The following is a 24756-nucleotide window of genomic DNA, read 5'->3' on the forward strand; positions in this document are numbered from 1 at the left end:
TTGATTGGTACACCTTGGTGGCTGCGGTTTATCAGTCATCAGCAGGAATTACAGGGACGTACCATGCAAAGCCATGACATCAGGTTACCGGGCATTCCGGTTGCACCACTCGCGGAAAGACGGGCCAAACAGCAAGCCGAATTCAATAAAAATGCAAAACCCACTGGAGAAGCCGAAATGGAACCTCGCGTCGTCGAACTGGAAACTCACCTCGAATACATCCGAAGAGACATGGATGAAGTCCGCAGTGACGTGAAATCGATCAAACACCGGCTTGCCTATTCAGCCGGTGGCACTGCCGTGGTGCTCGGCCTTCTGGGCTGGATCGCCAACAGTCGTTTCGACCAGGTCGTGGCACTCATCGCACATTAGGCGTCAGCCATCAACGCAAAACCCGGTTCGATCAACCGGGTTTGCGTGGCCAGCGTGAGGCAGGTATCAGCCCAGAACTTCGCTCAGCGGGATGAAATACACGCTGTCACCTTCGATCAGCGTGTGATCCTCCAGCACTTCAACCAGACCATCGGCCCAGGCTGCGCTGCGCAGTACACCTGAACTCTGATTTTTGTAGATGATCGCCCGGCCGTTTTCCAGACGTCCACGCAAGTACTCGCGTCGACTGCCGGCTTTGGACCAGTTAAACCCTGCCGGCACCTGAAACTTCAGCGGCTCAACCACTTTTACGCCTTGGCGGCGTAATAGATAGGGCCTTGCCAACAAGGCAAAGGTCACCAGGGTCGACGCCGGGTTACCGGGTAAACCAATGACCGGAACCCCACGGAAATGTCCGAAGGTCAGCGGTTTGCCCGGTTTGATAGCGAGTTTCCACAATGTCAGCTCGCCCTCCTCCCGTAAGGCAATGCCCAGAAAATCCGCCTCACCCACCGATACGCCACCGGTCGAGAGGATCAGGTCGACGCTTGCCAAACTGGCAAGACGGGCACGAGTGGTCTCGAGGTCATCTGGAAGAATACCGGCGTCGATCACCTCACAACCCAATCGCTGCAACCAGCTGCAGAGCAACACACGATTGCTGTTGTAGATCTGACCAGGTCCCAGCGGCTTACCCGGTTCAACCAATTCATCACCGGTGGACAAAACGGCGACGCGAACTTTGCGAATCACCTCCAGCTCTGCGCATCCCAGTGAAGCAGCCAGGCCCTGCTCAATTGGCCCAAGCCGTGTGCCGGCTGGCAGAATCAGTTCACCGACGGTAGTTTCCTGGCCTTGTGGCCGGATGTTTTGTCCTGGCGCCAGGGCATCGGTGAAACGGACTCGTTCATCCGCCTGGATTTCGGCGTTTTCCTGCATCTCGACGCAGTCGGCCCCAGCAGGAACCGGCGCACCAGTGAAGATTCGCGCACAGGTGCCGGGCGTCAAAGGCGGCGGAGCGTTGCCTGCAAAAATCTTCTGGCTGACCACCAACGGCTCCCCCGTCCAGTCGGCCGCGCGCAACGCATAACCATCCATTGCACTGTTGGGCCACGGAGGAAGATCAAGCGTGGAGATCAGGTCATCGGCCAGAACACGACCCTCAACCTGCGCCAGGGGCAGGCGCTCACGCTCACGAATCGGCGTGGCTTCAGCCATTTCCAGCAAGCGCGCCAGTGCGACTTCGACAGCCATCAGGCTGCCTGTCTTGCCTGGCTTACCCACGGGATTCACAGGGCTGCGCCTGTTTCAGATGAGGCACGAAATTGCATGGGCGGTGCCGCGAATCCAGTTGCTCAGCGAGAATACCGTCCCAACCGGTTCGCACAGCGTTGGTCGAGCCGGGCAAGCAGCAGACCAGCGTGCCATTGGCCAAACCGGCCAAGGCGCGGGACTGAACAGTGGAGGAGCCAATATCCGCCACCGATATCTGCCGGAAAAGCTCGCCAAATCCATCGACCTGCTTGTCCAGCAGGCAGCTCACCGCTTCGGGCGTGCTGTCGCGCCCGGTGAATCCCGTACCACCTGTGATCAGGACAACCTGCACCACATCGTCGGCAATCCAGTTGGCGACTTGCGCGCGGATTTTGTAGAGGTCATCTTTGAGCAGAACCCGAGAGGCCAGGTTATGGCCAGCAGCGATCAAGCGGTCAACGAAGACCTGGCCTGACGTGTCGGTTTCCAGAGTACGGGTATCGCTGACAGTCAGCACCGCGATGTTGAGCGGTGCGAAAGGTACATCAGCCTTGGCTTTCATAGGCTCGTCCAGTTGTAGGAGAAACAGCCCGGTGTTATATCACAGCGCCTCCTTTTTTCGCCGCCCCCATGGAGACCTGCCATGACCTCGAATACACATTTGCCACCCTGTTCCATTCTGCTCCTGGCAGGGGGGCGCGGCCAACGCATGGGCGGCCAGGACAAAGGGCTGATCGAGTGGCACGGCGAGCCACTGATCGCGCATTTGCATCGCAAGACCCGTCCGCTGAGCGATGACCTGATCATCTCCTGCAACAGGAACCTGGAAAAGTATGCGCCCTACGCCGACCTGTTGGTCCATGACGACGAAGGCGATTTCCCCGGTCCGTTGGCTGGCATGCGTGCAGGCCTGAAGGCCGCTCGTCATGCGTATCTGCTGGTATTGCCTTGTGACGTACCGCGCATCGATGCCGCGCTGCTCCACAGCATGCGCGAAACTGCCAGCCAGCATCCGGACAAACCGCTGATGCTGCGCCATGACGGACACTGGGAACCCTTGCTGTGCATCATTCCGGTTGCACTGCGAGAAGCGTTCGAAAGTGCCTGGAATGACGGCGAACGCAGCCCGGGGCGCCTCATGCGCAAACTGGGCGCCACGGCGTTGCAGTGCCCCGACAACGATCCTCGCCTGGCCAACCTCAATACACCGGAACTGTTAAGTGCCCACAACACTGTGTCAGACTGACACGAGAATGAACTTGCACGTGTCGCGAACGTCTCAAGCTCAGTTACCAAAAGAATTCATATTCGGAGACACACTCATGACTCAACGGACCCTCGCCGCTTTCATGCTCGCACTCGGCCTCGCTACCCTTGCCGGTTGCGCATCGCCTGCAGTGATCACCTTGAATGACGGTCGCGAAATCCAGGCTGTCGACTCGCCAAAATACGATAAGGAATCGGGTTTCTACGAATTTGAACAGTTGGACGGCAAACAAACCCGCGTCAACAAGGATCAAGTTCGTACCGTCAAAGAGCTGTAATCTTTGCGGCACCAACCGGATACAGAAAAGCCCGCTTTATGCGGGCTTTTTCATGGCTGAAAAACAGCCATCACCATTGCAGGGTGATAGCGCTTTCGAAGTCTCTTTCCTCACCCGTGACCGGGTCCACAAACCGAAGCCCTTGTGCGAGCAACTTCAACGGATTGGCATAGTCGTCTTCGACATCCTTGAGCACTTGCGGATAGAACGGGTCATTGCAGATGCTGGCCCCCAAAGCCGTCATGTGCACCCGCAACTGATGCTTCTTGCCTGTCACCGGGTAAAGCGCATATCGCCAGAGATCGCCGTTCTTCTCCCTGACCTCGACGGCCGTCTCGGTATTGCTGGCGCCCGGCCCCTCTTGCATACGAAAGAAAGGCTCGCCATCAACGAGCCGACTCTTGTGGACCAAGGGAAAGGTCAGTTCCGGCAATGCCCTGGCAATAGCCTCGTAGCGCTTTTCGATCTGCCGCGTTGGAAACAACGACTGATACGCGGAACGGCTCTGAGGATTGGCTGAAAACAGCACCAGCCCCGCCGTATGCCGATCAATGCGATGCAACGGCACCAGGTGCGGGTTATCCAGCCGACGGATCAACCGTCGTAGCAGCGTCTGCTCGACATATTCACCCGCTGGCGTCACAGGCAGGAAATGCGGCTTGTCAGCCACCACCAGGTGCTCGTCCGCGTACAGAATCGACTCGACCACAGGGATCGGCTTTTCGTCCGGCACTTCCCGAAAGTAGTGAATCCGCAGGCCTTCCTTGTAAGGAAGATCAAGGGCGATTGGCGTACCGTGCCCATCGAGGACCCGACCACGGGCGATTCGGTCCAGCCATTGCTCGCGACCGATGGCACTGAAGTGCTCGCAAAGGCATTCAAGTACGGTCTGCCACGGGCCTGGCGGCAAGTAGAGCGTACTGGCCTGGCTGTGCGCAGCAGAAAAAGATGAAGTGGACATACGGAAGTTCTGACCCTCAATGCAGGGCGGCATTATCCAACAGAGGCCGGACCGAACCTAGCAGAGAATCCTCAGGCCGGAATCGACTGCGTGCGCGCCGCCGCTTCAGTGAACTCCTTGAGCCAGCGCAACACATCGACCGCCTCCCAGCGACCCGGATCGTAAAGTGCGTACAACAAGCCCTGATAGCCCACGACGTCCAGCTGCCGGTGATAACCCGCGCGCTGGAACAATGCTTCGATTTCAGCGAAACAGGTATTGAAATGCAGCTTGTTGAACGGCGTTTTTCCTTCCGTGACCAGGCCATCCAGACGCAACTCGTGGACGGCCTCACGCACTACGTCCACCGACATCCGGTTCACGCTGTTCTTCAACTGTTCGACATTGACCAAGATTCATCCCTCTGACTTCCGGGATCGCCTGCCTGAATCCGCAATAAAGAGAACACGACAGGTGATCGGAATAACTGTATGCACATACAGTAACCGAATAACCTGCATTTCGCCAATGACCGAAACGAGAACAGCGACAGATGGGAATCGAGAAAAATATCGAGGTCAGCGCAGGAACGCCACGACCTGGTCGGCACTGAATGGCCAACCCAGCTCAGCGCCGGTATCGACTCGCCGTAACACCGGAATGCGCAGGCTGTAGGCTTCGAACCATGATTCATCGTCAGCGATATCCACCAGCTCGACCAGCAGACCGTGCTCGACAAATTCCATCACTATGGCTTCGGCCACTTCGCAGAGATGGCACCCAAGGGTGCCGAAAAGCTGACATTCAGGAGGCATGAGCACACAACCCGGTAAAGTGAGCGTTTATTCTAGGCCCGCTATAAGAAGCAGTCGAGCCAATGACTCAGGCGCCTTGGCAACGACGCATTTCCAAAGTTTTCGGCAACTCCCTGACTCAAATCACTCAAGCGCAATGTCACTTGCGCGATGCTCGCGGCTTTTTTTGCCTCTACGCTTGAGTAACTCGCACCTTGACCGGAGTTTTTTGTGTTCGCCAACCTGTTGATCATCCTCGCCTCCTCTCTGGTGGTTATTGCACTGTTCCAGCGCCTGCGCCTGCCACCGGTGCTGGGCTATCTGTGCGTGGGGTTGATGATCGGACCGACCGCGTTCAACTGGGTCAATGAAAGCGAGGAGTTGCCCGACCTCGCCGAGCTGGGCGTGGTGTTCCTGCTGTTCTCCCTCGGACTGGAGTTTTCCCTGACGAAAATGCTCGCGTTGCGCCACGTGGTGTTTCGGCTGGGCGGCCTGCAAGTACTGGTCACCGCGACATTGCTTGGGGGGGTGCTGATGTTGCTCGGCATGTCGGTAACCCCTGCGCTGCTGCTCGGTGCAGGTCTGTCGCTGTCGTCCACCGCCATTGTCAGCAAGGAGCTGGGCAGTCTCGGCGAGATTTTCAGCAGCCACGGCCAGAACGCCATTGCGGTGTTGCTGTTCCAGGACGTCGTGGCGGTGTTGCTGCTGACCCTGGTGCCGGTGTTCGCCGGGAACAGCGATCAGGCCTGGTACTGGGCGTTACCTGTGACGCTCGGCAAGACCGTTGTGCTGTTCGTCGGGCTATTGCTGACCAGTCGCTGGTTGCTGCCGCGGCTGTTCCATGAAGTGGCGGCGGCCCGCTCCGCCGAGCTGTTTGTGCTGCTGGCGCTGGTCATTGTGCTGCTGACCGCCTGGCTGACTCACCTGCTCGGTCTCTCCCCTGCCCTGGGGGCGTTTCTCGCCGGCATGCTGCTGGGGGAAAGTCATTACCGCCATCAAATCGAGGCCGATATCCGTCCGTTCCGCGACATTCTGCTCGGGGTGTTTTTCGTCAGCATCGGCATGTTGATCGACCTGCAGTTGTTTGCCAGCCACGGCCTGCTGATCCTCGGTCTGACCCTCGGTTTGCTGCTGATCAAAGGCTGCGTGGTCGCGCTGCTGGTCAAATGGCGCGGCAGCGATGTCGAAACCGCCTGGCGCAGCGGCCTGGCTTTGGCCCAGGGCGGCGAGTTCTGTTTTGCGCTGATGGCCCTGATGCAACAAAACAAAATGATGCCCGCCGACCTCGGCGGACTGCTGCTGGCCGCGACTTTCTGCTCGATGCTGCTGACGCCACTGTTGCTGCGTTCGGCGCCCCGCATCGCAACGCGTCTGCACCGCAAGCCCAACGAAGAAGCCAAGCTCGACGAAATAAGCGCGCTGAACGCCGGACTGCACAGCCATGTGGTGATCTGTGGCTATGGTCGCGTCGGTCAGTCGATCGGGCGAGCGCTGCGCAATGCGCTGCAGCCCTATATCGCGCTGGACACCGATCCGGTGCGTGTCCAGGAAGCCGCCGTAGGTGAAACCTGTGTGCACTATGGCGACTCACGACGCGGTGAACTGCTGCTGGCGGTAGGACTGGCGCGCGCCAGGCTGCTGGTGATTGCCGTGGACCAGGCCGATATCGCGTTACTGATTCTCCAGGAGGCGCGCCGATTAAACTCGACCGTTCCAATCCTGGTACGCACTCGGGACGACAGCCAACTGGCCGAGTTGAAAGCAGCCGGCGCCAGCGAAGTCGTGCCCGAATTGCTGGAGTCGAGCCTGATGCTCGCCTCCCACGCGTTGATCATGCTGGGTATACCCGCGCATCAGGTTCAAGAGCGGGCCGACCAGATACGGCATGACCGCTATCGCCTGCTGCACGGTTTTTATCCCGGTGCCGACGATGAAGAAACCTGACTCAGTCCTGGCTCACGGCGCCTATCTTGTGCACCGACAGGTCCGCGCCGTAATACTCTTCTTCCTGACTCAGGCGCAGGCCATGGAACGCCTTGATCACGCCATACACGGTAAAGCCGCCGGCCAGCGCCACGACCACCCCGAGGGAGGTTCCGATCAACTGACTGACCAGGCTCACCCCACCCAGGCCACCCAGTGCACTCTGACCGAAAATGCCACAGGCGATCCCGCCCCAGACACCGCACAGACCGTGCAACGGCCAGACACCCAATACGTCATCGATGTGCCATTTGCCTTGCGCAGCGGTAAAGCACCAGACAAACAGCGCCCCGGCGATGGCGCCGGTCACGAGCGCGCCGACCGGGTGCATCAGATCGGAACCGGCGCAGATCGCCACCAGTCCGGCCAGCGGGCCGTTATGCAGAAAGCCCGGGTCATTGCGCCCGACGATCAGCGCTGCCACGGTGCCGCCCACCATGGCCATCAGCGAGTTCACCGCGACCAACCCGCTGACACCCTGCAGGGTTTGCGCACTCATCACGTTAAAACCGAACCAGCCCACAATGAGAATCCACGAGCCCAGGGCCAGGAAGGGAATGCTCGACGGTGCGAACGCCACCAGGCGTCCCTCGCGATAGCGACCTTGCCTCGGCCCGAGCAACAACACCGCTGCCAGCGCCAGCCAGCCGCCCATGGCATGGACTACCACCGAACCGGCGAAATCATGGAAGCTGGCACCAAAGCGCGCCAGCAACCAGGCCTGCAAGCCAAAGTTGCCATTCCAGATCATGCCCTCGAAAAAGGGATAGATGAACGCCACGATCAACGCCGTCGCACACAACTGCGGAACGAACCGGGCGCGCTCGGCGATGCCGCCGGAAATGATTGCCGGTATGGCTGCGGCGAACGTCAGCAGAAAGAAAAACTTCACCAGGCCATAGCCATGATCGGCATTGATCACCGCCGCCGGTTGCATGAAGGTGACCCCGTAGGAAATCCAATAGCCTATAAAGAAGTAGGCAAGGGTCGAAATGGCGAAGTCGCTGAGGATCTTCGACAAGGCGTTAACCTGATTCTTCTGTCGAACCGTGCCGACTTCGAGAAAGGCAAAACCGGCGTGCATGGCCAAGACCATGACTGCACCGATCAGAATGAACAACGTGTTGGAGCTATGGACCAGACTGTCCACAGCGCTTTGCAGATTTTCCATGGAGTTGGCAGACCTGAAGGCTAAAAAAGCACCAAAGCAGTTCGCGCAGACAATTCATGCACCAAGTTGCAACTTCGCCGGATCAGTCCATTGATCCCGATGAGTCACTTTGGCGCACAAGGTTGGAACCTTTGCGCGAGGTTTCATTATTTGAGATAAGGTTTTGCTCGATTCTTGCCCAGCAACAGCGCAAACACGCAGGCTGACGCACCACGACATAGCAAAAGTTGTACCAGTCATTTGTACTGAACCTTCGCGCAAGGCTCATACTCGAACGCAACAGAAGCCACTTACGGAGATCACCAATGGCCAGCATCAAGGCAAAGACTGCTCAAGAAATCCTGATGAACGACTTCCAGACCCTGGTCAGCGACACCGAGCGGTTGCTGGAACACACCGCCACATTGGCCGGTGATCAGGCGGATGAGTTGCGCGAACAGATCCACGACAGCCTGCTGCGGGCACGCGAAACCTTGAAACTGACTGAAGACTCCCTGCGCGAACGCGGCAAGGCCGCCGTCACCGCCACTGAAGACTATGTTCAGGCCAACCCATGGCAATCGGTCGGGATCGCGGCCGGCGTGGGTTTCCTGATCGGTCTGCTGGCAACACGGCGCTGATTATGGCGATCGGTGAATCCGGCTCGTCCGAGACGGGCCCAAGCTCCTCATCGCGGCGCTTGGGTGCCGCTTTCCTTGGACTGCTGCACAGCCATGTCGAACTGTTCGGCATCGAATTGCAGGAACAAAAAGCCCGCACCGTCAGCCTGCTGCTGTTCGCAGGCCTGGCGCTGGTGTTTGCCTTGCTGTTGCTGGTGGGGTTGTCGACGCTGGTGTTGATCCTGTTTTGGGACACCTATCGCCTGCCCGCCATCATCGGGCTCTGCGTGTTCTACACCCTCGCGGCCATCTTCTGCGCGATGCGCTTGAGAGCAGCGATTTTCGATGAGTCCTCGCCCTTCAATGGCACCCTGGAAGAACTGGCCAACGATCGGGAGCGCCTGCTGCCATGAGCCTGCCTGAACTGCCTCACAACAGCTCGCGCACGGAAATGCGCAAGGCGCTGATCCGTCTGCGCATGGAGATGCATCGCCAGGAAATCCGTCACGAATCCGCGCAACTGCTGCAACCCTTGCAACGTGTGCGCGGGATGACACAAAACCTGCAAGACGGCTTCGGCATCAAGCACGCCCCGCTCTGGGGCGTAGCGGCCGTGACCCTGCTGGGCTTTTTGACCGGCAAGGGCGCCAAGAGCGGTGGCGTCAGCAGCCTGACTCGACTGGTTCGGCTAGGCACCACGCTGGGGCCGCTGATCAAGCTGATCCTGCAAGGCAACTCGCCCAAACACTGAAGCCACTAGCTGGCTGCATTCTTGCAACATCTCCGGGATGAACCTCTTTATCGAGGGGTTCAAACCTGCGCGCCTACCCGGCATCAGGTTTAATCCAAAAACAAGACCTTACTAAGGAGGCCTCGTGATCGACGGGCAACCGCTCGCCTGCTTTCAGCCGTTCATCGATACCGCCACCGGCCGTATCGCCGGCGTCGAAGCACTGGGCCGACTGCGTCAGGCCGACGGTCAATTGGCCTCGGTGGGTCCACTGTTCGCCGACCCGAGAACACCCGCCATCGCCCTGCGTCGCCTGGACCGCCAGATCCGCGATAACGCCCTGAGCCGTTTGCATGAAGCGCCCCCGGAGTGGTTTCTCAGCCTGAACATGTCACCGCGCTGGATCAGTCGCTTGCGCGCGGACCAGGCACTGCCGAGCCTCAAGCAATTGAACCGGCACGGCGTCGACCCGCAGCGAATCGTGTTCGAGATCACTGAACTGGGCGGTGACATCCAGCGTCTGGCCGACGTGGTGGCGCGATACCGACACGCCGGCGCGCGAATCGCCATCGATGATTTCGGTGCCGGTTACTCACAGCTTGATCGCGTGCTGGCCCTGCAACCGGACATTCTCAAGCTCGACATGCGGCTGTTCCAGGCCGCGGCGTTGGGCGGCCCCAGCAGCGACGTGGTCAAGGCCCTGGCGCAAATGGCGGAGAAAACCGGGTGCTGGATCATTGCCGAAGGGGTGGAAACCGACGCTCAACTGAATTTTGCCCTGGAGTGCGGATCGCGTTATGTGCAGGGTTTTCTGTTTGCCCGCGCGCAAGCAGACTTCTTCGCCACCGACGCCTTCGTCGAGCGCTTCGCCCAGCTGCGTCAGCGCTATGTACAGCAGAAACTGGCTGAGCGCGGTCGCCTGATGATCATGCGCCAGCAACTTTGCGAGCTGATGGCGATTCTGCAAGCCTGGGCCCAGACCAGCGCACCGCTCAGCGCATTGCCACAATTGGACGCCTTTCCCTGGCTCTTGCGTTTCTATCAATGCGACCGCCACGGCACCCAACTGACACCCAACCTCGAATGGCGCAACAGCGGCTGGGAAGCCGACGATCGCTACCTGGGCCATAACTGGTCATGGCGTCCGTACTTTTATCATTTGCTGGCGGAGGGTTGGGATGAGCGCCGACTGACGCTTTCCAACACTTACCGCGACGCCACCAGCAACCAGTACTGCCTCACCGCCGGGCAATTTTTCGCCAACGGCGAGCGACTGCTGCTCATCGACATCGACGCTGCGGGGCTGTAGTTCCGCTTGCAGGTCCTGACGCGAACCGGGAAGCTTAAGGCATCAGTCACCTGACGGAGAGAATCAGCCTTGGATTGGCAAACCCTGCTTACCCGCGAACGCCTCGGAAAGCCGCTGCACAGCCCGGAAGAACTCGGCCGCAGCCCGTTCCACAAAGACCACGACCGCATCATTTTCTCGGGAGCGTTTCGCCGCCTCGGACGCAAGACCCAGGTGCATCCGGTCACCAGCAACGATCACATCCACACGCGCCTGACCCACTCGCTGGAGGTCAGTTGCGTCGGCCGCTCGCTGGGCATGCGTGTCGGTGAAACCATCCGCAGCGCCCTGCCCGACTGGTGCGAACCCAGTGACCTGGGCATGGTGGTGCAATCCGCTTGCCTGGCCCACGACATCGGCAATCCGCCCTTCGGCCACTCCGGCGAAGACGCGATCCGTCACTGGTTCCAACAGGCTGCCGGCCGCGGCTGGCTGGATGCAATGAGCGAAGCCGAACGCAATGACTTCCTCAACTTCGAAGGCAACGCCCAAGGTTTCCGGGTGCTCACCCAACTTGAGTACCATCAGTTCGATGGCGGTACCCGGCTGACCTACGCCACGCTGGGCACTTACCTGAAATACCCATGGACGGCCATGCACGCCGATTCGCTGGGTTACAAGAAGCACAAATTCGGCTGCTATCAGAGTGAGTTGCCGCTGCTGGAGCAGATCGCCCATAAACTCGGCCTGCCGCAACTCGAAGAGCAGCGCTGGGCCCGCCATCCGCTGGTCTATCTGATGGAGGCCGCCGATGACATCTGCTACGCGCTGATCGATCTGGAAGACGGTCTGGAAATGGAGTTGCTGGAGTACGCTGAAGTCGAGTCCCTGTTGCTGGACCTGGTCGGCGACGATCTGCCGGAAACCTATCGCCTGCTCGGCCCGAGTGACTCGCGCCGACGCAAACTGGCGATCCTGCGCGGCAAAGCCATCGAACACCTGACCAACGCCGCCGCCCGCGCTTTTGTCGAGCAACAGGATGCATTGCTGGCCGGTACACTGCCCGGTGATCTGGTGGAGCACATGCACGGTCCGGCCAAACGTTGCGTACTGAATGCCAAGGACATGGCGCGCAAGAAAATCTTTCAGGACAAGCGCAAGACGCTGCACGAAATCGGTGCCTATACCACGCTGGAAATCCTGCTCAACGCCTTCTGCGGCGCAGCCCTGGAACAGCACAACGGGCGGGCGCCTTCGTTCAAGAGCCGTCGCATCCTCGATTTGCTGGGTAACAACGCGCCAGACCCTCACGGTCCATTGCACACGTCGTTCCTGCGTATGATTGACTTCATCGCCGGCATGACCGACAGCTATGCCAGCGAAATGGCCCTGGAGATGACCGGTCGTTCGAGCCACTGACGAGAGCAGGTTGATCAGCCATTACGCCGCCTGAAATGGCTGATCAGCCTCCCAACGCCCAAGTGCACTCAACGCTCGCTGAATCGCCCTACACCTCACGTCGAGCAAGCTGATCGATTACTCGGAATACTCGCGAAATAATCACGCGTCCCAGAGACGAAGCGTGAGTAACTCCATGTTCAAAGACGACCTGCGCATCCTGCTGGTGGAAGATCATCCCTTTCAACTCAGGGCAACTCAGTACCTGCTTGAAAGTTACGGCTTCACTCAAGTGACCACCACCGACAGTGCCAAAGGCGCGTTGCAGCAAATGTTCAGGGCTGTGCAACCGTTCGATATTCTATTGTGCGATCAATGTTTGCCCGACCTTCCCGGACTTGATCTTGTCCAGTTCGCCAGTCATCGAGGAATGATCAGGCAGGCCATACTGTTAAGCAGCCTGAGTTGTACAGAACTTGATGAAATTGAGAAAACAGCCAACGAGCGGGGGCTACCCTTACTTGGTTATTTGATCAAACCCTTGAAACAATCCGAATTCAGAAACTTATTGACCTTGGCCTCATTATAAAAACAGCACAAGTGCGATAACTGCTTTTCGATACACAACTTGAAAACAACAAATAAAAACTCCCAACAGACTGACTGACCACACGCAACTCCCAGCCATCTTCATTAAAAACCTAGTTGATTCGTAGCCCCTTTCCTATTCGCTTGTAGGATTATTCCTATATTGCTGCTTGAGGTCTGTCAGTTCATGCGTCCCCTCAACTATCTGAGCTAAGGTGCGCGCTTTATTAGAGCTCGTATGGGATTTGATTATGAACTCCGTTTTTATTGTCGACGATCACCCCGTCATCCGTCTCGCCGTCCGAATGTTGCTGGAGCACGAAGGCTACAAAGTCGTCGGCGAAACCGACAATGGGGTCGATGCCATGCAGATGGTTCGCGAATGCATGCCCGATCTGGTCATTCTCGATATCAGCATTCCGAAACTGGATGGCCTCGAAGTTCTCGCCCGCTTCAACGCGATGAGTACCCCCCTGAAAACACTGGTATTAACTGCACAATGCCCGACACTTTTCGGTATTCGCTGCATGCAGTCCGGTGCTTCAGGTTATGTATGCAAACAGGAAGACCTGAGTGAACTGGTGAGTGCTATCAAAGCAGTATTGTCCGGTTACAACTACTTCCCGAGCCAGGCCCTGAATCCTGTTCGCGGCGATGAGGTGCGCTGTGCAGAACTGGAACTGTTCAAGTCAGTCAACGACCGAGAGCTGATGGTGTTGCAACTTTTTGCCCAGGGCCGCACCAACAAGGAAATTGCCAAAGGCATGTTTCTCAGCAACAAGACTGTGAGCACCTACAAAAAAAGACTCATGCAAAAACTCAGAGCCAAATCCCTGGTTGAACTCATCGAGATGGCAAAACGTAACGCATTGGTGTGAGACACAGGATGCCCAGTCGCATAAAGGATTATCTGCTACTCATGGCCGCCGTATGCCTGACCTCTTCGGTGCTTGCCGCACAGCCTGCCAGCGAGCACTACAACCTGCTCAGTCGCTCAACGGCCGGACACCTGGACGTCCAACTGGATCAAGCACAACAACAATGGATCACCAGTAAACGGCAGCTGATTCTCGGCACGTCAGCGCCGGACTACCCACCTTTCGACCTGACCGTCAGCGGCCAGGATTACGAAGGTTTCACCGCCGATTATGCGGGCCTCCTCGGCAAGGCCATCGGTTTGCCGATCAAGGTGCAGCGCTTCGCGTCCCGAGGGGCTGCGATCAAGGCGCTCGAAAAAGGCGAGGTCGATCTGCTCGGCACCGCCAATGGATTCGAGGCTCATAACGCCGATATCGTGCTTTCAACCCCCTACGCCGTGGACCAGCCGGTTCTGGTGACACGGGAAGGAGAAACCCGATCCCTGACCGACGGCCTCGCCGGTCTGCGGTTGAGCATGGTGTATCACTATTTGCCGCTGGAGGAAGTCCGGGCCCTGTATCCCAAAGCCGTTATCACGTCTTACCCGTCCTATCAGAATGCAATCAATGCCGTGGCTTTCGACCAGGCTGACGTCTTCCTCGGCGACACCATCTCGACCCACTACATGATCAACAAGGGTTACCTGAACAATATCCGCATGGCCAACTTCGGCAAACACGAGGCCCACGGATTCAGTTTTGCCGTGCACAAAGACAACCCGGAACTGCTCGCAATCATCAACGCGATGCTCATGGCCATCCCCGCCAGTGAGCGGGAAAACATTGCCGAACGCTGGAGTGCCGGCAGCGACATCCTGCTCACCGACCAGAAACTGCAGCTCACCCACCTCGAAGAACGCTGGCTCGCACAACATCCGGTGGTGCGCGTGGTGGTCAATGAGGCCTATGCGCCGCTGACGTTTTTCGACAGCGATGGCAACTTTCGCGGCGTTACCGCAGACCTGCTCGAACTGATCAGATTGCGTACCGGCCTGCGCTTCGACATCCGACGCAGCCGAAGCGATGACGAGATGATCAAACAGATCAAAGACCATCAGGCCGACGTGATTGCTGCCCTGCTCCCCAGCGATGAACGTGAAACGATCCTGAACTTCACCCGTCCCTATCTGCAAAACTCCTTTGTGTTGCTGACGCGCAAAGCCGCCGACAGCCCGACCAACCTTGAGCAACTGCAAGGCAAGCGCCTGACCATCGCCCAAGGCAATCCACTGGTGGATTACCTGCGTCGGGAGTTCCCGCGAATCAAGCTGATAGAGACGCCAGACACGTTCAGCGCGGTTGAGTTGCTCGCCGAAGGCAAAGCCGAAGGTGCGGTGAACTCACTGGTGATCGCCAACTACTTCATGTCATCGCGTCTCTTTGAACACACGCTTCAGATCAGCACCACCATCGGCACCCGCCAGGCCGCGTTCTCGCTGGCGACCGGGCAAGACGCCAAAGAACTCAACGCCATCCTCAACAAGGCGCTGCTGAGCATCGCGCCGGAAGAGCTCGGCATCATCAACAGCCGCTGGCGTGGCTATTCGGCTTCATCGCAAAGTACCTGGCGCAACTACCAGCGATTGTTCTATCAGATCGTTATCGGTGCCGGCGTGCTGCTGCTGATTTCCGCGGCGTGGAACGCTTACATGCGTCGCCAGATAAAACAACGCCAGGCGGCTGAGCGTGCGTTGAACGATCAATTGCGTGAACGGCGGCAACTGTTCGACGAGCTGCGCTGCGCGAAAGATCGCGCCGATGAAGCCAACCGGGCCAAAAGCACGTTCCTGGCGACCATGAGCCATGAGATCCGCACCCCGATGAATGCCGTCATCGGCATGCTCGAACTGACGCTGAGGCGGATCGATCGCAACCATCCGGATCGCCCGGCCATCGACGTGGCGTACAACTCGGCGAAGGACCTGCTGGCACTGATCGGGGACATTCTCGACATCGCCCGCATCGAATCCGGGCGCTTGAGCCTGAGCCCGCAACACGTCAATCCGCTTGAAATCATCGGCTCGGTTGCAAGGATCTTCGATGGGCTGGCCCGCCAGAAAAACCTCGATCTGCGACTTGAGTTCAACCCGGCCAACCCGCCCGTCGGTGTCCTGCTGGACCCAATGCGTTTCAAGCAGGTGCTGTCGAATCTGGTCAGCAACGCCATTAAATTCACCGAGCAAGGCGAGGTCAGAATCACCGTTGAGTTGCTCCCGGGCACCGAGCCCGGGCACATCCGGATGCTGTTGCTGGTTGAGGACAGCGGCATCGGCATCAGCGAACAGGATCAGCAACGCCTGTTCGAACCTTTCGCCCAGGCCAATGACCAAGGGCAGGCCGGCAGAGGCGGCGCCGGGTTGGGTCTGGTGATCAGCCGAAGCCTGTGCGAAATGATGGGCGGCAGCCTGCATTTGAGCAGCCAGCCGGGGGTAGGTACGCAGGTTCAGGTTTCGCTGCACCTGGCCACAGTGCCCGTCGAACAGGTGCCGAAAGCTGCCGAAGTGCCCATCCACACGACGACGCCCTTGAACGTTCTGGTGGTCGACGATCACCCGGCCAATCGCTTGCTGATGTGTCAGCAACTGGAGTTTCTGGGGCATCGATTCAGCGTCGCAGAAGACGGCGAAGCTGGACTGGAAGCGTGGAAAAACGGGCTGTTCGATCTGGTGATTGTCGATTCCAACATGCCGATCATGAACGGATACGAGCTGACCCGCGCCATTCGCCGCCATGAACAGCATTCGAAACGACCGCCCTGCACCGTGCTCGGCTTCACCGCCAACGCACAGCCCGAAGAGCTACTGCGCTGCAAACAAGCCGGGATGGACGATTGCCTGTTCAAGCCACTGACGCTGAGCGCGTTAAGCGAATGGGTGGCCGGTATCAAACCGCCCGTTCGCGATCCCGCCTTCAGCCTGCAAGGGCTGCACCTGTTGACCGGTGGCAATCCCGTGATGGACAGGCGATTGTTGACCGAGCTGCAGAGCAGTAACCGCCAGGACCTGCAAGCGCTTCGGGCATTATCCCGATCAAAAGACCCGCGGGCTTTTCTCGACGTCGCCCACAAAATCAAGGGCGCCGCGCGCATTGTCCAGGCCACCCGTTTGATGGGCAGCTGCGAGGCGCTTGAGCAGGTCTGCCATGGCGTCTTCCATCACGAAGAAGTGGCGCAATGCTGCAAAGCCATGGAGCGCGCCATGCTTGAACTGGAGCAGGCATTGCAGCAACAAATTGGACAAAACGACAAAAGCAGAATGACGGAGCCTTAACTATGCTTGGTCGCTGAGCAGTGTGTTAAACATCATGGAGAGACCCCGCAATGACCAGCCCACTGCGCCCGGATCAACGACGGTTTCCCCTGCACGTCCATATCAGCGTGATGTTCACCTTCCTGTTGCTGCTGACTGGCGTGGTGCTGGGCATTTTCAACTATGGGCAAACCACGCAAATCATTCTGTCCAGCAGTGAGAAGCTCTTCGAGCGCATCGAGCAGGATGTCCGCCTGGACCTGCACGCCACCTATGGGCCCATTCGCCATCTGTTGAGCCTGTTGGTGTTCAACCCGGCGGCGCAGGCGCCTGACCTGGAACAGCGCCTGGCATTGCTCAAACCCTTCAGCCAGTCGCTCAAGGACAATCCTGACCTGGCCTCGCTGTATCTGGGCTACGACAACGGTGATTTCTTCATGGTTCGCCCCTTGCGAACCGCCGCCCTGAAAGCGCTGCTCAAGGCCCCGGACAAGGCGGTTTATCAAGTCTGGAGCATCGAGCAGAACCGCGGCCCGGTGCATTCCCAGTCATTGTTTTTCGATCAGGACCTGAACCTCCTCAGCCGTCACGACAACCCCGACGACACCTACGATCCGCGCACCCGCGCCTGGTACTCCAGCGCTCGCGGCGACAGCGATCAGATCACCACCGAGCCCTACCTCTTTTTCTCCACCCGCAATGTCGGCACCACCCTCGCCCGGCGCAGCGGCGAGCACGCCATCATGGGCGCCGACCTGACCCTGGCGGAACTGTCCGCGACGCTGGCCAAGCACGTTGTAACCCCCAATACCGAAATCGTGCTGTTCGATGCCCAGGGCAATGCCATCGCATACCCCGACAGCAACAAACTGATCGTCGACGATCAGACCGCACGCTTGAGCAAGGCTGCCGACCTGAGTCCCGGCCTCGGCGCATTGCTGAACAACCCGCCAACAGGCAATCGGCTGAGGGCCGCCGGCCGGCAGTGGATCGTTGCCCGCAGCAGCATGCAGGAAGGTGGTCCGCAGGGGCTGCAACTGGCGCTGCTGGTACCGGAAGACGAATTGCTCGCCGATGCTTACCGCATGCGTTGGCAGGGCGCGCTGATTACGCTGGCCACGTTGCTTTTGTGCCTGCCCTTGGGCTGGTTGACCTCCAGAATTCTGGTCACCCCCCTGCGTGCTCTGGTGCAGGAAGCCGATGCGATTCGCAGTTTCAATTTCAAATTTCCGGCCTCCCGTCGCTCTCCGGTACTCGAAGTCGACCAACTGAGCGTGTCGATGGCGCGCATGAAAGACACCCTGGCGAGTTTTTTCCGGATCACCGACAGCCTGAGCGCCGAGACCCGGTTTGCCCCCTTGCTGGAAAGGGTGTTGTTCGAAACCGTGAAAATCGGACAGGCCCAGGCGGGCCTGATCTATCTGCGGGAAAATGACGGCGATCGCATGACACCTCATGGCCTGGTCATCAACGACATTTCACAGGCATTGCCCGCGTTCGACATTCGCAGCCATGAACTCCAGGACCCACAGAGCCCTGCCTGGCTACAGCAGCTGTCGCATGCCGACAACGTGGTCACCAGCCTCGGTTTCGAACAGGTGGGGGATTTGCAGAAAGTGTTGCTGACGATGGAATGCCCGCGGGTGCATCTGATCGGTATCCGCCTGCACAATCGCCATAACGAAACCGTGGGCCTGCTGGTCCTGTTGCTGGCGGACAGCGGCGATCAAAGTGATCTGGAAAAGCTTCGTCCGGACCGTATCGCGTTCCTTCAGGCTGTGTCCGGCGCGGCCGCCGTGAGTATCGAAAGTCAGCGCCTGCAAGCCAAACAAAAACAGCTGCTGGACGCGTTCATTCAACTGCTGGCCGGTGCCATCGACGCGAAAAGCCCTTACACCGGCGGCCATTGTCAGCGAGTGCCGGCGCTGACGTTGATGCTCGCCCAGGCTGCCGCGGCGAGTCAGGACCCGGCCTTCAGCAGTTATCAACCGACCGAGGACGAGTGGGAAGCGCTGCACATCGCCGCCTGGCTACATGACTGCGGCAAGGTCACTACGCCGGAGTACGTGGTCGATAAAGCCACCAAGCTGGAAACCCTGAACGACCGTATCCACGAAATCCGCACCCGCTTCGAAGTGCTCAAGCGCGATGCCTGGATCAGCTACTGGCAAGCCGTTGCCCTGGGCGGTGACGAGCAGCACCTGGCGGAACTGCGCGATGCCACTCTGGCGGCGCTGGACGATGATTTCGCGTTTGTTGCCCGCTGCAATCTGGGCGGCGAGGCGATGGCCGAGTCCGATTTGCAACGCCTGCGCAACCTGGCCCAGCGCACCTGGACCCGAACCCTTGATGACCGGCTGGGCGTTTCCTGGGAAGAGAACCGGCGTCAGGCGCGAACATCGGCGCCAACCCTGCCGGTCAGCGAGCCGCTGCTGGCGGACAAACCGGAGCACCTGTTCGAACGCGCCGAAGGCGAGCTGATGCCGGAAGACAATCCCTGGGGTTTCAAACTCGATGTGCCCCGCTACAAGTACAACCGGGGCGAACTCTACAACCTGAGCATCGCCCGAGGCACGTTGACGCGCGAGGAGCGTTACATCATCAATCACCACATGGTGCAGACGATCCTGATGCTCAGCCACCTGCCCTTCCCCGGCCACCTCAACAACGTCGCGGAAATTGCCGGCGGCCACCACGAAAAAATGGACGGCACCGGTTATCCAAAACAGTTGAAGCGCGAGGAAATGAGCCTGCCGGCGCGGATGATGGCGATTGCCGATATTTTCGAAGCGCTGACCGCCGCCGATCGTCCCTACAAGAAAGCCAAGCCGTTGAGCGAAGCACTGGGCATCATGGCCACCATGTGCCGTGACGCCCACATCGACCCGGAACTGTTCAGGCTGTTCATCAACGCCGAAATCTACCGGCAATACGCCGAGCGATATCTCGATCCGCAACAGATCGATGCCGTAGACCCGCCAGGCCTGCTGGCCAAGGCAGGCTTGAGGGCGTGATCAGCAGTCGGTCAGGCGCAGGAAGATGGCCGCCAGCTTTTCAATCCCGGCTTGATCATGTTCGGTGAAGCGCGCCAGTTTCGGGCTGTCGAGATCCAGCACGCCGATCAGGCGACCGTCCTTGACCAGCGGCACGACCAGTTCGCTGTTCGACGCGCTGTCGCAGGCGATGTGCCCGGGAAAGGCGTGCACGTCTTCGACCAACTGAGTCTGCAACGTCGCCGCCGCTGTCCCGCACACGCCACGACCGAACGGGATGCGCACGCAGGCGATCTGCCCCTGGAACGGACCCAGCACCAGCTCTTCATTGCGATTGAGGTAGAAACCGGCCCAGTTCAAGTCGTCGAGCTGGTTGTACAGGAACGCGGAAAACTGTGCGGCGTTGGCGATGAAATCACGCTCGTCCGCCAGCAAGGATTCCAGCTGCGCGTGCAGCATGCCGTAGCCTTCGAGGCCTTGGCCGCTTTGTTGTAAATCGATCATGCCTTGTGCTCCAACAGCTTGAGCCCGACCCAATAGCGGGCAAATTGATAGGCGCAACGTCCGTTGCGATTGCCTCGGCCGGTGGCCCAGCGCACCGCGAGGATGTCCAGTTCTTCGTCACGCTGCCACTTCAGGCCGGCCTTGTCGGCTAGCTGACCGATCCAGTGCTCGACCACATTAAGGAAGTGTTCCTGCGTGAACGGATAGAACGACAACCACAGGCCGAAACGGTCCGACAGCGCGATCTTGTCTTCCACAGCCTCGCTGGGGTGCAATTCGCCGTCGACCCTTTTCCAGTTTTCGTTATCGCTTTCCTTTTCCGGCACCAGGTGGCGACGGTTGGAAGTGGCGTACAGCAAAACGTTGTCCGGCGCCTGTTCGAGAGAACCGTCGAGCACGCTCTTGAGCACGCGATAGTCGCCCTCGCCCGCCTCGAACGACAGGTCATCGCAGAACAGCACGAAACGTTGGGGCAGTTTGGCGATTTGCTCGACCACACGCGGCAAGTCGGCCAAGTGATCGCGTTCGATCTCGATCAGTCGCAGACCGGTCTTGGCGTGTTCGGCCAACAGCGCGCGCACCAGCGACGATTTACCGGTGCCACGCGAGCCCCAGAGCAACGCGTGGTTGGCTGGCATGCCGTCGAGGAATTGTTGAGTGTTTCGGCCCAGTTGCTCTACTTGGCGGTCAACACCGATCAGGTCGGACAGCCGCGTATCGAGGCTGACCTGCAGCGGCAGCAGAAAACCGCTGCGCCCTTCCCGCTGCCAGCGTGCGGCCAGGCAATGCGTCCAGTCGATGGCTTGCCGAGGTGCGGGCAAGAGCGGTTCGATACGGGCCAGAACGGCATCGGCGCGTTCAAGAAAAGCATTCAATCGGGAATCCACGTCTTCTCCTCGGGCACGTTCACAGTAATGATGGCGCTACAGCGACGAAATACAGCATTCACAGACGTGTTCATCCCGTGCACAAGGGCTCGCGAGAACATCGGTATCCATGCATGATCGACTATGCTTGAGCAGCGAAGGGAAACGGAAGTGGTTCGACACCCCATGGATATCAAGTTCACCAACCGGCTGTCCTACAAGCAAGCCCGGCTTACCGTGCTGGTCGGTTTCATTCTGGGTACGCTGCTCAGCCTGCTGCAAATAGGCATCGATTATGCCAGTGAAGACGCCTCCATCAACCGTGAAATAGTGTCTTTGCTGGAAATCAGCCATAACCCCGCTTCGCGCATTGCCTACAACATCGACGCCGAACTCGCCCAGGAACTGACCCTGGGCCTGCTGCGTTCACCGGCGATCATCGCTGCGCAACTCACCGACAACAACGGCTCGGTGCTGGCCAGCGTCAAGCGCCCGCCATCGCAGAGCAGCTATCGGGTGATCAGCGACTTTCTGTTCGGTGCCAACCGGGCGTTCGAAGACCGGCTGTATCTGGATCACTTGCCCAACGAATCCCTCGGCACCTTGCGCCTGGAAGTCGACACCTATTCTTTCGGCAACCGCTTCCTGCGTCGGGCCGAAGTGACCCTGCTCAACGGCTTTGCCCGCAGCCTGATCCTGACCGGCATCCTGCTGGCGCTGTTCTATGTGATGCTGACCAAACCGCTGGTGCGGGTTATCCGCGAACTCAGCAGCCGCGATCCGCGCAGTGTCGAACCGACCTGGCTGGAGTACCCGAGCGGGCATAAAAACGATGAGATCGGCGTGCTGGTCAAGGTTGCCAACCAGCAATTCGAGAACATTGCCACTGAAATCCAGCAGCGGCGCAACGCTGAAAACCGTTTGACCGATTACCTCGGGCAACTGGAAAACATCGTGTCGGCGCGCACCGCCGAACTCAAGGCGATCAACAGCCGGCTCAGCCAGTCCAACCAGGAACTGGAAGTCGCGCGCAGCACCGCCCTGGACATGGCCGAGGCACGCTCGGTATTTCTCGCCAACATGAGCCACGAGATCCGCACACCCCTCAATGGCTTGCTGGGGATGATCGCGCTGTCCCTCGACGGCCCGCTCAATGCCGAGCAACAGCAACAACTGTCCATCGCCCACGACTCGGGCAAAGTGCTGGTGGAGTTGCTCAACGATATTCTCGACCTGTCGAAATTCGACGCCGGTCAGCTCGAACTCGAACACATTCCGTTCGACCTCGGTTCGCTGATCGAGGACACCGCCAACCTGCTGTCGCAAAACGCGGCGCCAAGCGTCGAACTGACGTGCCTGATCGAACCGACATTCCCGGCGCTGGTGCTCGGTGACCCGACCCGGGTCCGGCAGATCGTCAGCAACCTGTTGTCCAACGCCCTCAAATTCACCCGTTTCGGTCGGGTCGATGTTCGCCTGTCAACGTACGAAGACGGCGTCAGAATCGAAGTCTGCGACACTGGCATCGGCATCGCCCAGGACGCCCAGGTCAAGATTTTCCAGCCATTCACCCAGGCCGGCGCCGGCATTACCCGACAGTTTGGCGGCACCGGGCTGGGGCTGGCACTGACTTACAACCTCTGCGAAGCCATGCAGGGGCGCCTCACCATCAGCTCGGAAGCCGGTTTCGGCAGCCAGTTCTGCGCCGACCTGCCGCTGCCGAGCCACACCCGCGCCTTCGCCCCGGCAACGCTGCACGGCAACGTGATCGCGATCACCACCGCCAGCAGCGGCCTGGCGGAGCTGTTGAAGAGTCTGTTGCCGGGTTGGGGGCTCGACTATCAGCAGCGTTCGATCGATGACGCGATGATTGGTCTGAAGTCCGACGTGGTCATCACCGATTGCCCGGAATGCCTGTTTCGCCTGCGCCCCACCTGTACCGCACCGATTCTGTTGGTGACCGCTTACGGCAGTTTCATGCCCAGCGAACAGGCCAGCGCCCTGGCGCCGTTACAACAACAGGCCCGTCCTTTGGCGCGCAATGCGCTGTACCAGACACTGCGGCGAGTGTTGCAGCCGGAAATCAACACCATCAACGATGCGCGACTGGAGGCGCTCACTCCCCAGCGGCGCGGACGGGTGCTGCTGGTGGAGGATAATCCGGTCAATCAATTGGTGGCCAAGGGCATGCTCGGAAAACTCGGCTGCGAGGTGATTGTCGCCGCTCACGGTGGCGAGGCTCTGGATCAGCTGGAGCAAAGCGAATTCGATCTGGTGCTGATGGACTGCAACATGCCGGTGATGGACGGCTACGAAGCCAGTCGGCAAATCCGTCGCAGCGGTCGCTGGCCGCAATTGCCCATCGTCGCCCTGACCGCCAACGCCATGTCCGAGGAACGCGAACGCTGCCGTGCGGCGGGCATGAGCGATTACCTGGCCAAACCTTTCCGCCGGGAAGAACTGGCCGCCCTGCTGGACCTGTGGATGCCCGCTACGACAGTGCTTTGATTTGTCCCAACAAGTGGTCAAGCCCCTCGCGCAGATCATTCAAGCGATCCAGATCGACACCGCTGTCACACAACAGTCGGGCTTTGAGCGGCCCGACCTGATCACGCAGCGCCTTGCCCGTGGGCGACAGGCTCAGGTGCACTTCACGCTCATCCCGCGCTGAACGCTGACGCTGCACCAGTTGCAGTTGTTCAAGTCGCTTGAGCAACGGCGTCAACGTGCCGGAATCCAGCGCCAGGCGCTCGCCCAACGCCTTGACCGTCGGCTGCTCCGGCGCCGCCTCCTGCCATTCCCACAAAACCAGCATCGCCAGGTATTGCGGGTACGTCAGGCCGAGTTGATCGAGCATCGGCTTGTAAGCGCGGATCACCGCCCGGGAAGCGGCGTACAGCTTGAAGCAGAGTTGGCTGTCGAGCTTCAGGGAATCGACGGACAAGGTATTCATTTGAGCAGGGCTTCGATCTCGCGGCTGAGGTCTTGCGGCTTGGTCGCGGGAGCGAAGCGCTTGACCAGTTGGCCGTCCTTGCCGATCAGGAATTTGGTGAAGTTCCACTTGATGCCCTGAGAACCCAGAACACCCGGTGCGCGTTTTTTCAGTTGCACGAACAGCGGGTGGGCGTCGGCACCGTTAACGTCGATCTTTTTGAACAGCGGAAAACTGACACCGAAGTTCAGTTCACAGAACTCGGAAATCGCGCCTTCATTGCCCGGCTCCTGCTTGCCGAACTGGTTGCACGGGAAACCGAGCACCACCAGCCCTTGATCCTTGTAGGTCTGCCACAGTTCTTCCAGCCCTTTGTATTGCGGCGTGAAGCCACATTTGCTCGCGGTGTTGACCACCAGCACGGCTTTGCCGGCGTAATCCGCCAGGGTCTTTTTCTCACCCTTGATGGTGGTGCAAGGGATGCTCAGCAGGTTGTCGCTCATGATTCGGACTCTCGAATGAAAGAAGATGAGGCAAACATAGCGAGCAATTGAATTGTGTGCAATTTAAATTATTGGCCGCCGGATATCTGTAGGAGCGAAGCTTGCTCGCGAAGGCGTCTTAACATTCAACAC

At 59.1% G+C, this 24756-nt stretch carries 24 protein-coding genes; 14 read left to right on the plus strand and 10 right to left on the minus strand.

All coding sequences use genetic code 11. The features are described from left to right. The first annotated feature begins 63 nt into the window (after window positions 1–63). A complete protein-coding gene (locus KGA97_RS07770) occupies window positions 64–372 on the plus strand; it encodes a hypothetical protein (protein WP_081500235.1) in 309 nt (102 codons plus the stop codon). 66 nt (window positions 373–438) lie between these two features. On the opposite strand, the gene glp is transcribed toward KGA97_RS07770, so the two are convergent. Together glp and moaB are read right to left on the minus strand one after the other, a co-directional pair. Further along, window positions 439–1626, minus strand: a complete 1188-nt coding sequence (glp, locus tag KGA97_RS07775) for a gephyrin-like molybdotransferase Glp (RefSeq protein ID WP_223480533.1) — start codon at window positions 1624–1626, stop codon at window positions 439–441. A 22-nt stretch (window positions 1627–1648) separates the two neighbouring features. Then, complete coding sequence (moaB, locus tag KGA97_RS07780) at window positions 1649–2188, minus strand: molybdenum cofactor biosynthesis protein B (RefSeq protein ID WP_008030315.1); 540 nt, start codon at window positions 2186–2188, stop codon at window positions 1649–1651. An 81-nt stretch (window positions 2189–2269) separates the two neighbouring features. Here moaB and mobA point away from each other — a divergent pair, with 81 nt between their 5' ends. Then, on the plus strand, window positions 2270–2872 hold the full coding sequence (gene mobA, locus KGA97_RS07785; protein WP_223480534.1) for a molybdenum cofactor guanylyltransferase MobA: 603 nt from the start codon (window positions 2270–2272) through the stop codon (window positions 2870–2872). Between the two features lie 76 nt (window positions 2873–2948). Further along, a complete protein-coding gene (locus tag KGA97_RS07790; protein WP_008030318.1) occupies window positions 2949–3170 on the plus strand; it encodes a YgdI/YgdR family lipoprotein in 222 nt (73 codons plus the stop codon). Window positions 3171–3240: 70 nt separating this feature from the next. On the opposite strand, the gene KGA97_RS07795 is transcribed toward KGA97_RS07790, so the two are convergent. From KGA97_RS07795 to KGA97_RS07805, 3 genes are all read right to left on the minus strand, one after another. Further along, window positions 3241–4131, minus strand: a complete 891-nt coding sequence (locus KGA97_RS07795) for a pseudouridine synthase (RefSeq protein WP_032832869.1) — start codon at window positions 4129–4131, stop codon at window positions 3241–3243. Window positions 4132–4202: 71 nt separating this feature from the next. Continuing rightward, window positions 4203–4523 carry a hypothetical protein gene (locus KGA97_RS07800; RefSeq protein WP_008030323.1) on the minus strand — a complete coding sequence of 107 codons (321 nt, stop codon included), beginning with the start codon at window positions 4521–4523 and terminating at the stop codon, window positions 4203–4205. Window positions 4524–4688: 165 nt separating this feature from the next. Continuing rightward, on the minus strand, window positions 4689–4925 hold the full coding sequence (locus tag KGA97_RS07805) for a glutaredoxin family protein (RefSeq protein ID WP_207285760.1): 237 nt from the start codon (window positions 4923–4925) through the stop codon (window positions 4689–4691). A gap of 210 nt (window positions 4926–5135) precedes the next feature. Between KGA97_RS07805 and KGA97_RS07810 the strand changes: the two genes are divergently transcribed. Beyond that, on the plus strand, window positions 5136–6848 hold the full coding sequence (locus KGA97_RS07810; RefSeq protein WP_192227861.1) for a cation:proton antiporter: 1713 nt from the start codon (window positions 5136–5138) through the stop codon (window positions 6846–6848). 1 nt (window position 6849) lies between these two features. Here the strand turns inward: KGA97_RS07810 and KGA97_RS07815 are convergent, their stop codons facing one another. After that, window positions 6850–8058, minus strand: coding sequence for an ammonium transporter (locus KGA97_RS07815; protein ID WP_192227862.1), 1209 nt, complete (start codon window positions 8056–8058; stop codon window positions 6850–6852). A gap of 305 nt (window positions 8059–8363) precedes the next feature. On the opposite strand from KGA97_RS07815, the gene KGA97_RS07820 reads away from it, so the two are divergent. The 9 genes from KGA97_RS07820 to KGA97_RS07860 all read left to right on the plus strand — a co-directional run bounded on the left by KGA97_RS07820 (window position 8364) and on the right by KGA97_RS07860 (window position 19840). Further along, window positions 8364–8678 carry a YqjD family protein gene (locus KGA97_RS07820; protein ID WP_008030332.1) on the plus strand — a complete coding sequence of 105 codons (315 nt, stop codon included), beginning with the start codon at window positions 8364–8366 and terminating at the stop codon, window positions 8676–8678. 2 nt (window positions 8679–8680) lie between these two features. Continuing rightward, a complete protein-coding gene (locus KGA97_RS07825) occupies window positions 8681–9070 on the plus strand; it encodes a phage holin family protein (RefSeq protein ID WP_223415847.1) in 390 nt (129 codons plus the stop codon). Continuing rightward, complete coding sequence (locus KGA97_RS07830) at window positions 9067–9408, plus strand: hypothetical protein (RefSeq protein ID WP_008044376.1); 342 nt, start codon at window positions 9067–9069, stop codon at window positions 9406–9408. Before KGA97_RS07825 ends, KGA97_RS07830 begins: the two co-directional genes overlap by 4 nt. 124 nt (window positions 9409–9532) lie before the next feature. Further along, window positions 9533–10696 (plus strand): EAL domain-containing protein, encoded by a 1164-nt coding sequence (locus KGA97_RS07835; protein WP_223480535.1) that lies wholly within the window; start codon window positions 9533–9535, stop codon window positions 10694–10696. A 69-nt stretch (window positions 10697–10765) separates the two neighbouring features. Then, entirely contained in the window at window positions 10766–12094 is a 1329-nt protein-coding gene (locus KGA97_RS07840; RefSeq protein WP_008044371.1) for a deoxyguanosinetriphosphate triphosphohydrolase, read from the plus strand. A gap of 175 nt (window positions 12095–12269) precedes the next feature. Beyond that, window positions 12270–12662, plus strand: a complete 393-nt coding sequence (locus tag KGA97_RS07845) for a response regulator (protein ID WP_008044369.1) — start codon at window positions 12270–12272, stop codon at window positions 12660–12662. Window positions 12663–12912: 250 nt separating this feature from the next. Beyond that, window positions 12913–13539, plus strand: a complete 627-nt coding sequence (locus KGA97_RS07850) for a response regulator transcription factor (protein WP_008030344.1) — start codon at window positions 12913–12915, stop codon at window positions 13537–13539. 8 nt (window positions 13540–13547) lie between these two features. Beyond that, window positions 13548–16847: a transporter substrate-binding domain-containing protein gene (locus KGA97_RS07855; RefSeq protein ID WP_223480536.1), complete on the plus strand. Its 3300-nt coding sequence runs from the start codon at window positions 13548–13550 to the stop codon at window positions 16845–16847. 50 nt (window positions 16848–16897) lie between these two features. Beyond that, window positions 16898–19840 (plus strand): HD domain-containing phosphohydrolase, encoded by a 2943-nt coding sequence (locus KGA97_RS07860; RefSeq protein ID WP_223480537.1) that lies wholly within the window; start codon window positions 16898–16900, stop codon window positions 19838–19840. Here KGA97_RS07860 and KGA97_RS07865 read toward each other — a convergent pair whose 3' ends face one another. Together KGA97_RS07865 and KGA97_RS07870 are read right to left on the minus strand one after the other, a co-directional pair. Next, window positions 19841–20323 carry a GAF domain-containing protein gene (locus tag KGA97_RS07865; RefSeq protein ID WP_008030351.1) on the minus strand — a complete coding sequence of 161 codons (483 nt, stop codon included), beginning with the start codon at window positions 20321–20323 and terminating at the stop codon, window positions 19841–19843. It lies immediately after the preceding gene. Further along, entirely contained in the window at window positions 20320–21210 is an 891-nt protein-coding gene (locus tag KGA97_RS07870; RefSeq protein ID WP_008030353.1) for an ATP-binding protein, read from the minus strand. The genes KGA97_RS07865 and KGA97_RS07870 overlap by 4 nt, the downstream gene beginning before the upstream one ends. Before the next feature lie 165 nt (window positions 21211–21375). Between KGA97_RS07870 and KGA97_RS07875 the strand changes: the two genes are divergently transcribed. Further along, window positions 21376–23697 carry a response regulator gene (locus KGA97_RS07875; RefSeq protein WP_317848236.1) on the plus strand — a complete coding sequence of 774 codons (2322 nt, stop codon included), beginning with the start codon at window positions 21376–21378 and terminating at the stop codon, window positions 23695–23697. Here the strand turns inward: KGA97_RS07875 and KGA97_RS07880 are convergent. Both KGA97_RS07880 and KGA97_RS07885 read right to left on the minus strand, forming a co-directional pair. Further along, the gene (locus tag KGA97_RS07880; protein WP_008030355.1) at window positions 23681–24142 is read right to left on the minus strand and encodes a MarR family winged helix-turn-helix transcriptional regulator; all 462 of its coding nucleotides are present in this window, start codon (window positions 24140–24142) and stop codon (window positions 23681–23683) included. The genes KGA97_RS07875 and KGA97_RS07880 overlap by 17 nt on opposite strands. Then, complete coding sequence (locus KGA97_RS07885) at window positions 24139–24624, minus strand: glutathione peroxidase (RefSeq protein WP_008030357.1); 486 nt, start codon at window positions 24622–24624, stop codon at window positions 24139–24141. The genes KGA97_RS07880 and KGA97_RS07885 overlap by 4 nt, the downstream gene beginning before the upstream one ends. Window positions 24625–24756: the final 132 nt, after the last annotated feature.

This window comes from Pseudomonas sp. BF-B-15 (assembly GCF_019946675.1).
Lineage (GTDB): Bacteria > Pseudomonadota > Gammaproteobacteria > Pseudomonadales > Pseudomonadaceae > Aquipseudomonas > Aquipseudomonas migulae.

Bases quoted from the DNA above. Each gene is read 5' to 3' on its own strand.
- KGA97_RS07815 (WP_192227862.1), bottom strand. From the start codon at position 8,058: ATGGAAAATCTGCAAAGCGCTGTGGACAGTCTGGTCCATAGCTCCAAC.
- KGA97_RS07845 (WP_008044369.1), top strand. From the start codon at position 12,270: ATGTTCAAAGACGACCTGCGCATCCTGCTGGTGGAAGATCATCCCTTT.
- KGA97_RS07875 (WP_317848236.1), top strand. From the start codon at position 21,376: ATGGATATCAAGTTCACCAACCGGCTGTCCTACAAGCAAGCCCGGCTT.
- KGA97_RS07770 (WP_081500235.1), top strand. From the start codon at position 64: ATGCAAAGCCATGACATCAGGTTACCGGGCATTCCGGTTGCACCACTC.
- KGA97_RS07885 (WP_008030357.1), bottom strand. From the start codon at position 24,624: ATGAGCGACAACCTGCTGAGCATCCCTTGCACCACCATCAAGGGTGAG.
- KGA97_RS07795 (WP_032832869.1), bottom strand. From the start codon at position 4,131: ATGTCCACTTCATCTTTTTCTGCTGCGCACAGCCAGGCCAGTACGCTC.
- moaB (WP_008030315.1), bottom strand. From the start codon at position 2,188: ATGAAAGCCAAGGCTGATGTACCTTTCGCACCGCTCAACATCGCGGTG.
- glp (WP_223480533.1), bottom strand. From the start codon at position 1,626: ATGGCTGTCGAAGTCGCACTGGCGCGCTTGCTGGAAATGGCTGAAGCC.
- KGA97_RS07820 (WP_008030332.1), top strand. From the start codon at position 8,364: ATGGCCAGCATCAAGGCAAAGACTGCTCAAGAAATCCTGATGAACGAC.
- KGA97_RS07825 (WP_223415847.1), top strand. From the start codon at position 8,681: ATGGCGATCGGTGAATCCGGCTCGTCCGAGACGGGCCCAAGCTCCTCA.
- KGA97_RS07850 (WP_008030344.1), top strand. From the start codon at position 12,913: ATGAACTCCGTTTTTATTGTCGACGATCACCCCGTCATCCGTCTCGCC.
- KGA97_RS07790 (WP_008030318.1), top strand. From the start codon at position 2,949: ATGACTCAACGGACCCTCGCCGCTTTCATGCTCGCACTCGGCCTCGCT.
- KGA97_RS07805 (WP_207285760.1), bottom strand. From the start codon at position 4,925: ATGCCTCCTGAATGTCAGCTTTTCGGCACCCTTGGGTGCCATCTCTGC.
- mobA (WP_223480534.1), top strand. From the start codon at position 2,270: ATGACCTCGAATACACATTTGCCACCCTGTTCCATTCTGCTCCTGGCA.
- KGA97_RS07830 (WP_008044376.1), top strand. From the start codon at position 9,067: ATGAGCCTGCCTGAACTGCCTCACAACAGCTCGCGCACGGAAATGCGC.
- KGA97_RS07860 (WP_223480537.1), top strand. From the start codon at position 16,898: ATGACCAGCCCACTGCGCCCGGATCAACGACGGTTTCCCCTGCACGTC.
- KGA97_RS07865 (WP_008030351.1), bottom strand. From the start codon at position 20,323: ATGATCGATTTACAACAAAGCGGCCAAGGCCTCGAAGGCTACGGCATG.
- KGA97_RS07880 (WP_008030355.1), bottom strand. From the start codon at position 24,142: ATGAATACCTTGTCCGTCGATTCCCTGAAGCTCGACAGCCAACTCTGC.
- KGA97_RS07855 (WP_223480536.1), top strand. From the start codon at position 13,548: ATGCCCAGTCGCATAAAGGATTATCTGCTACTCATGGCCGCCGTATGC.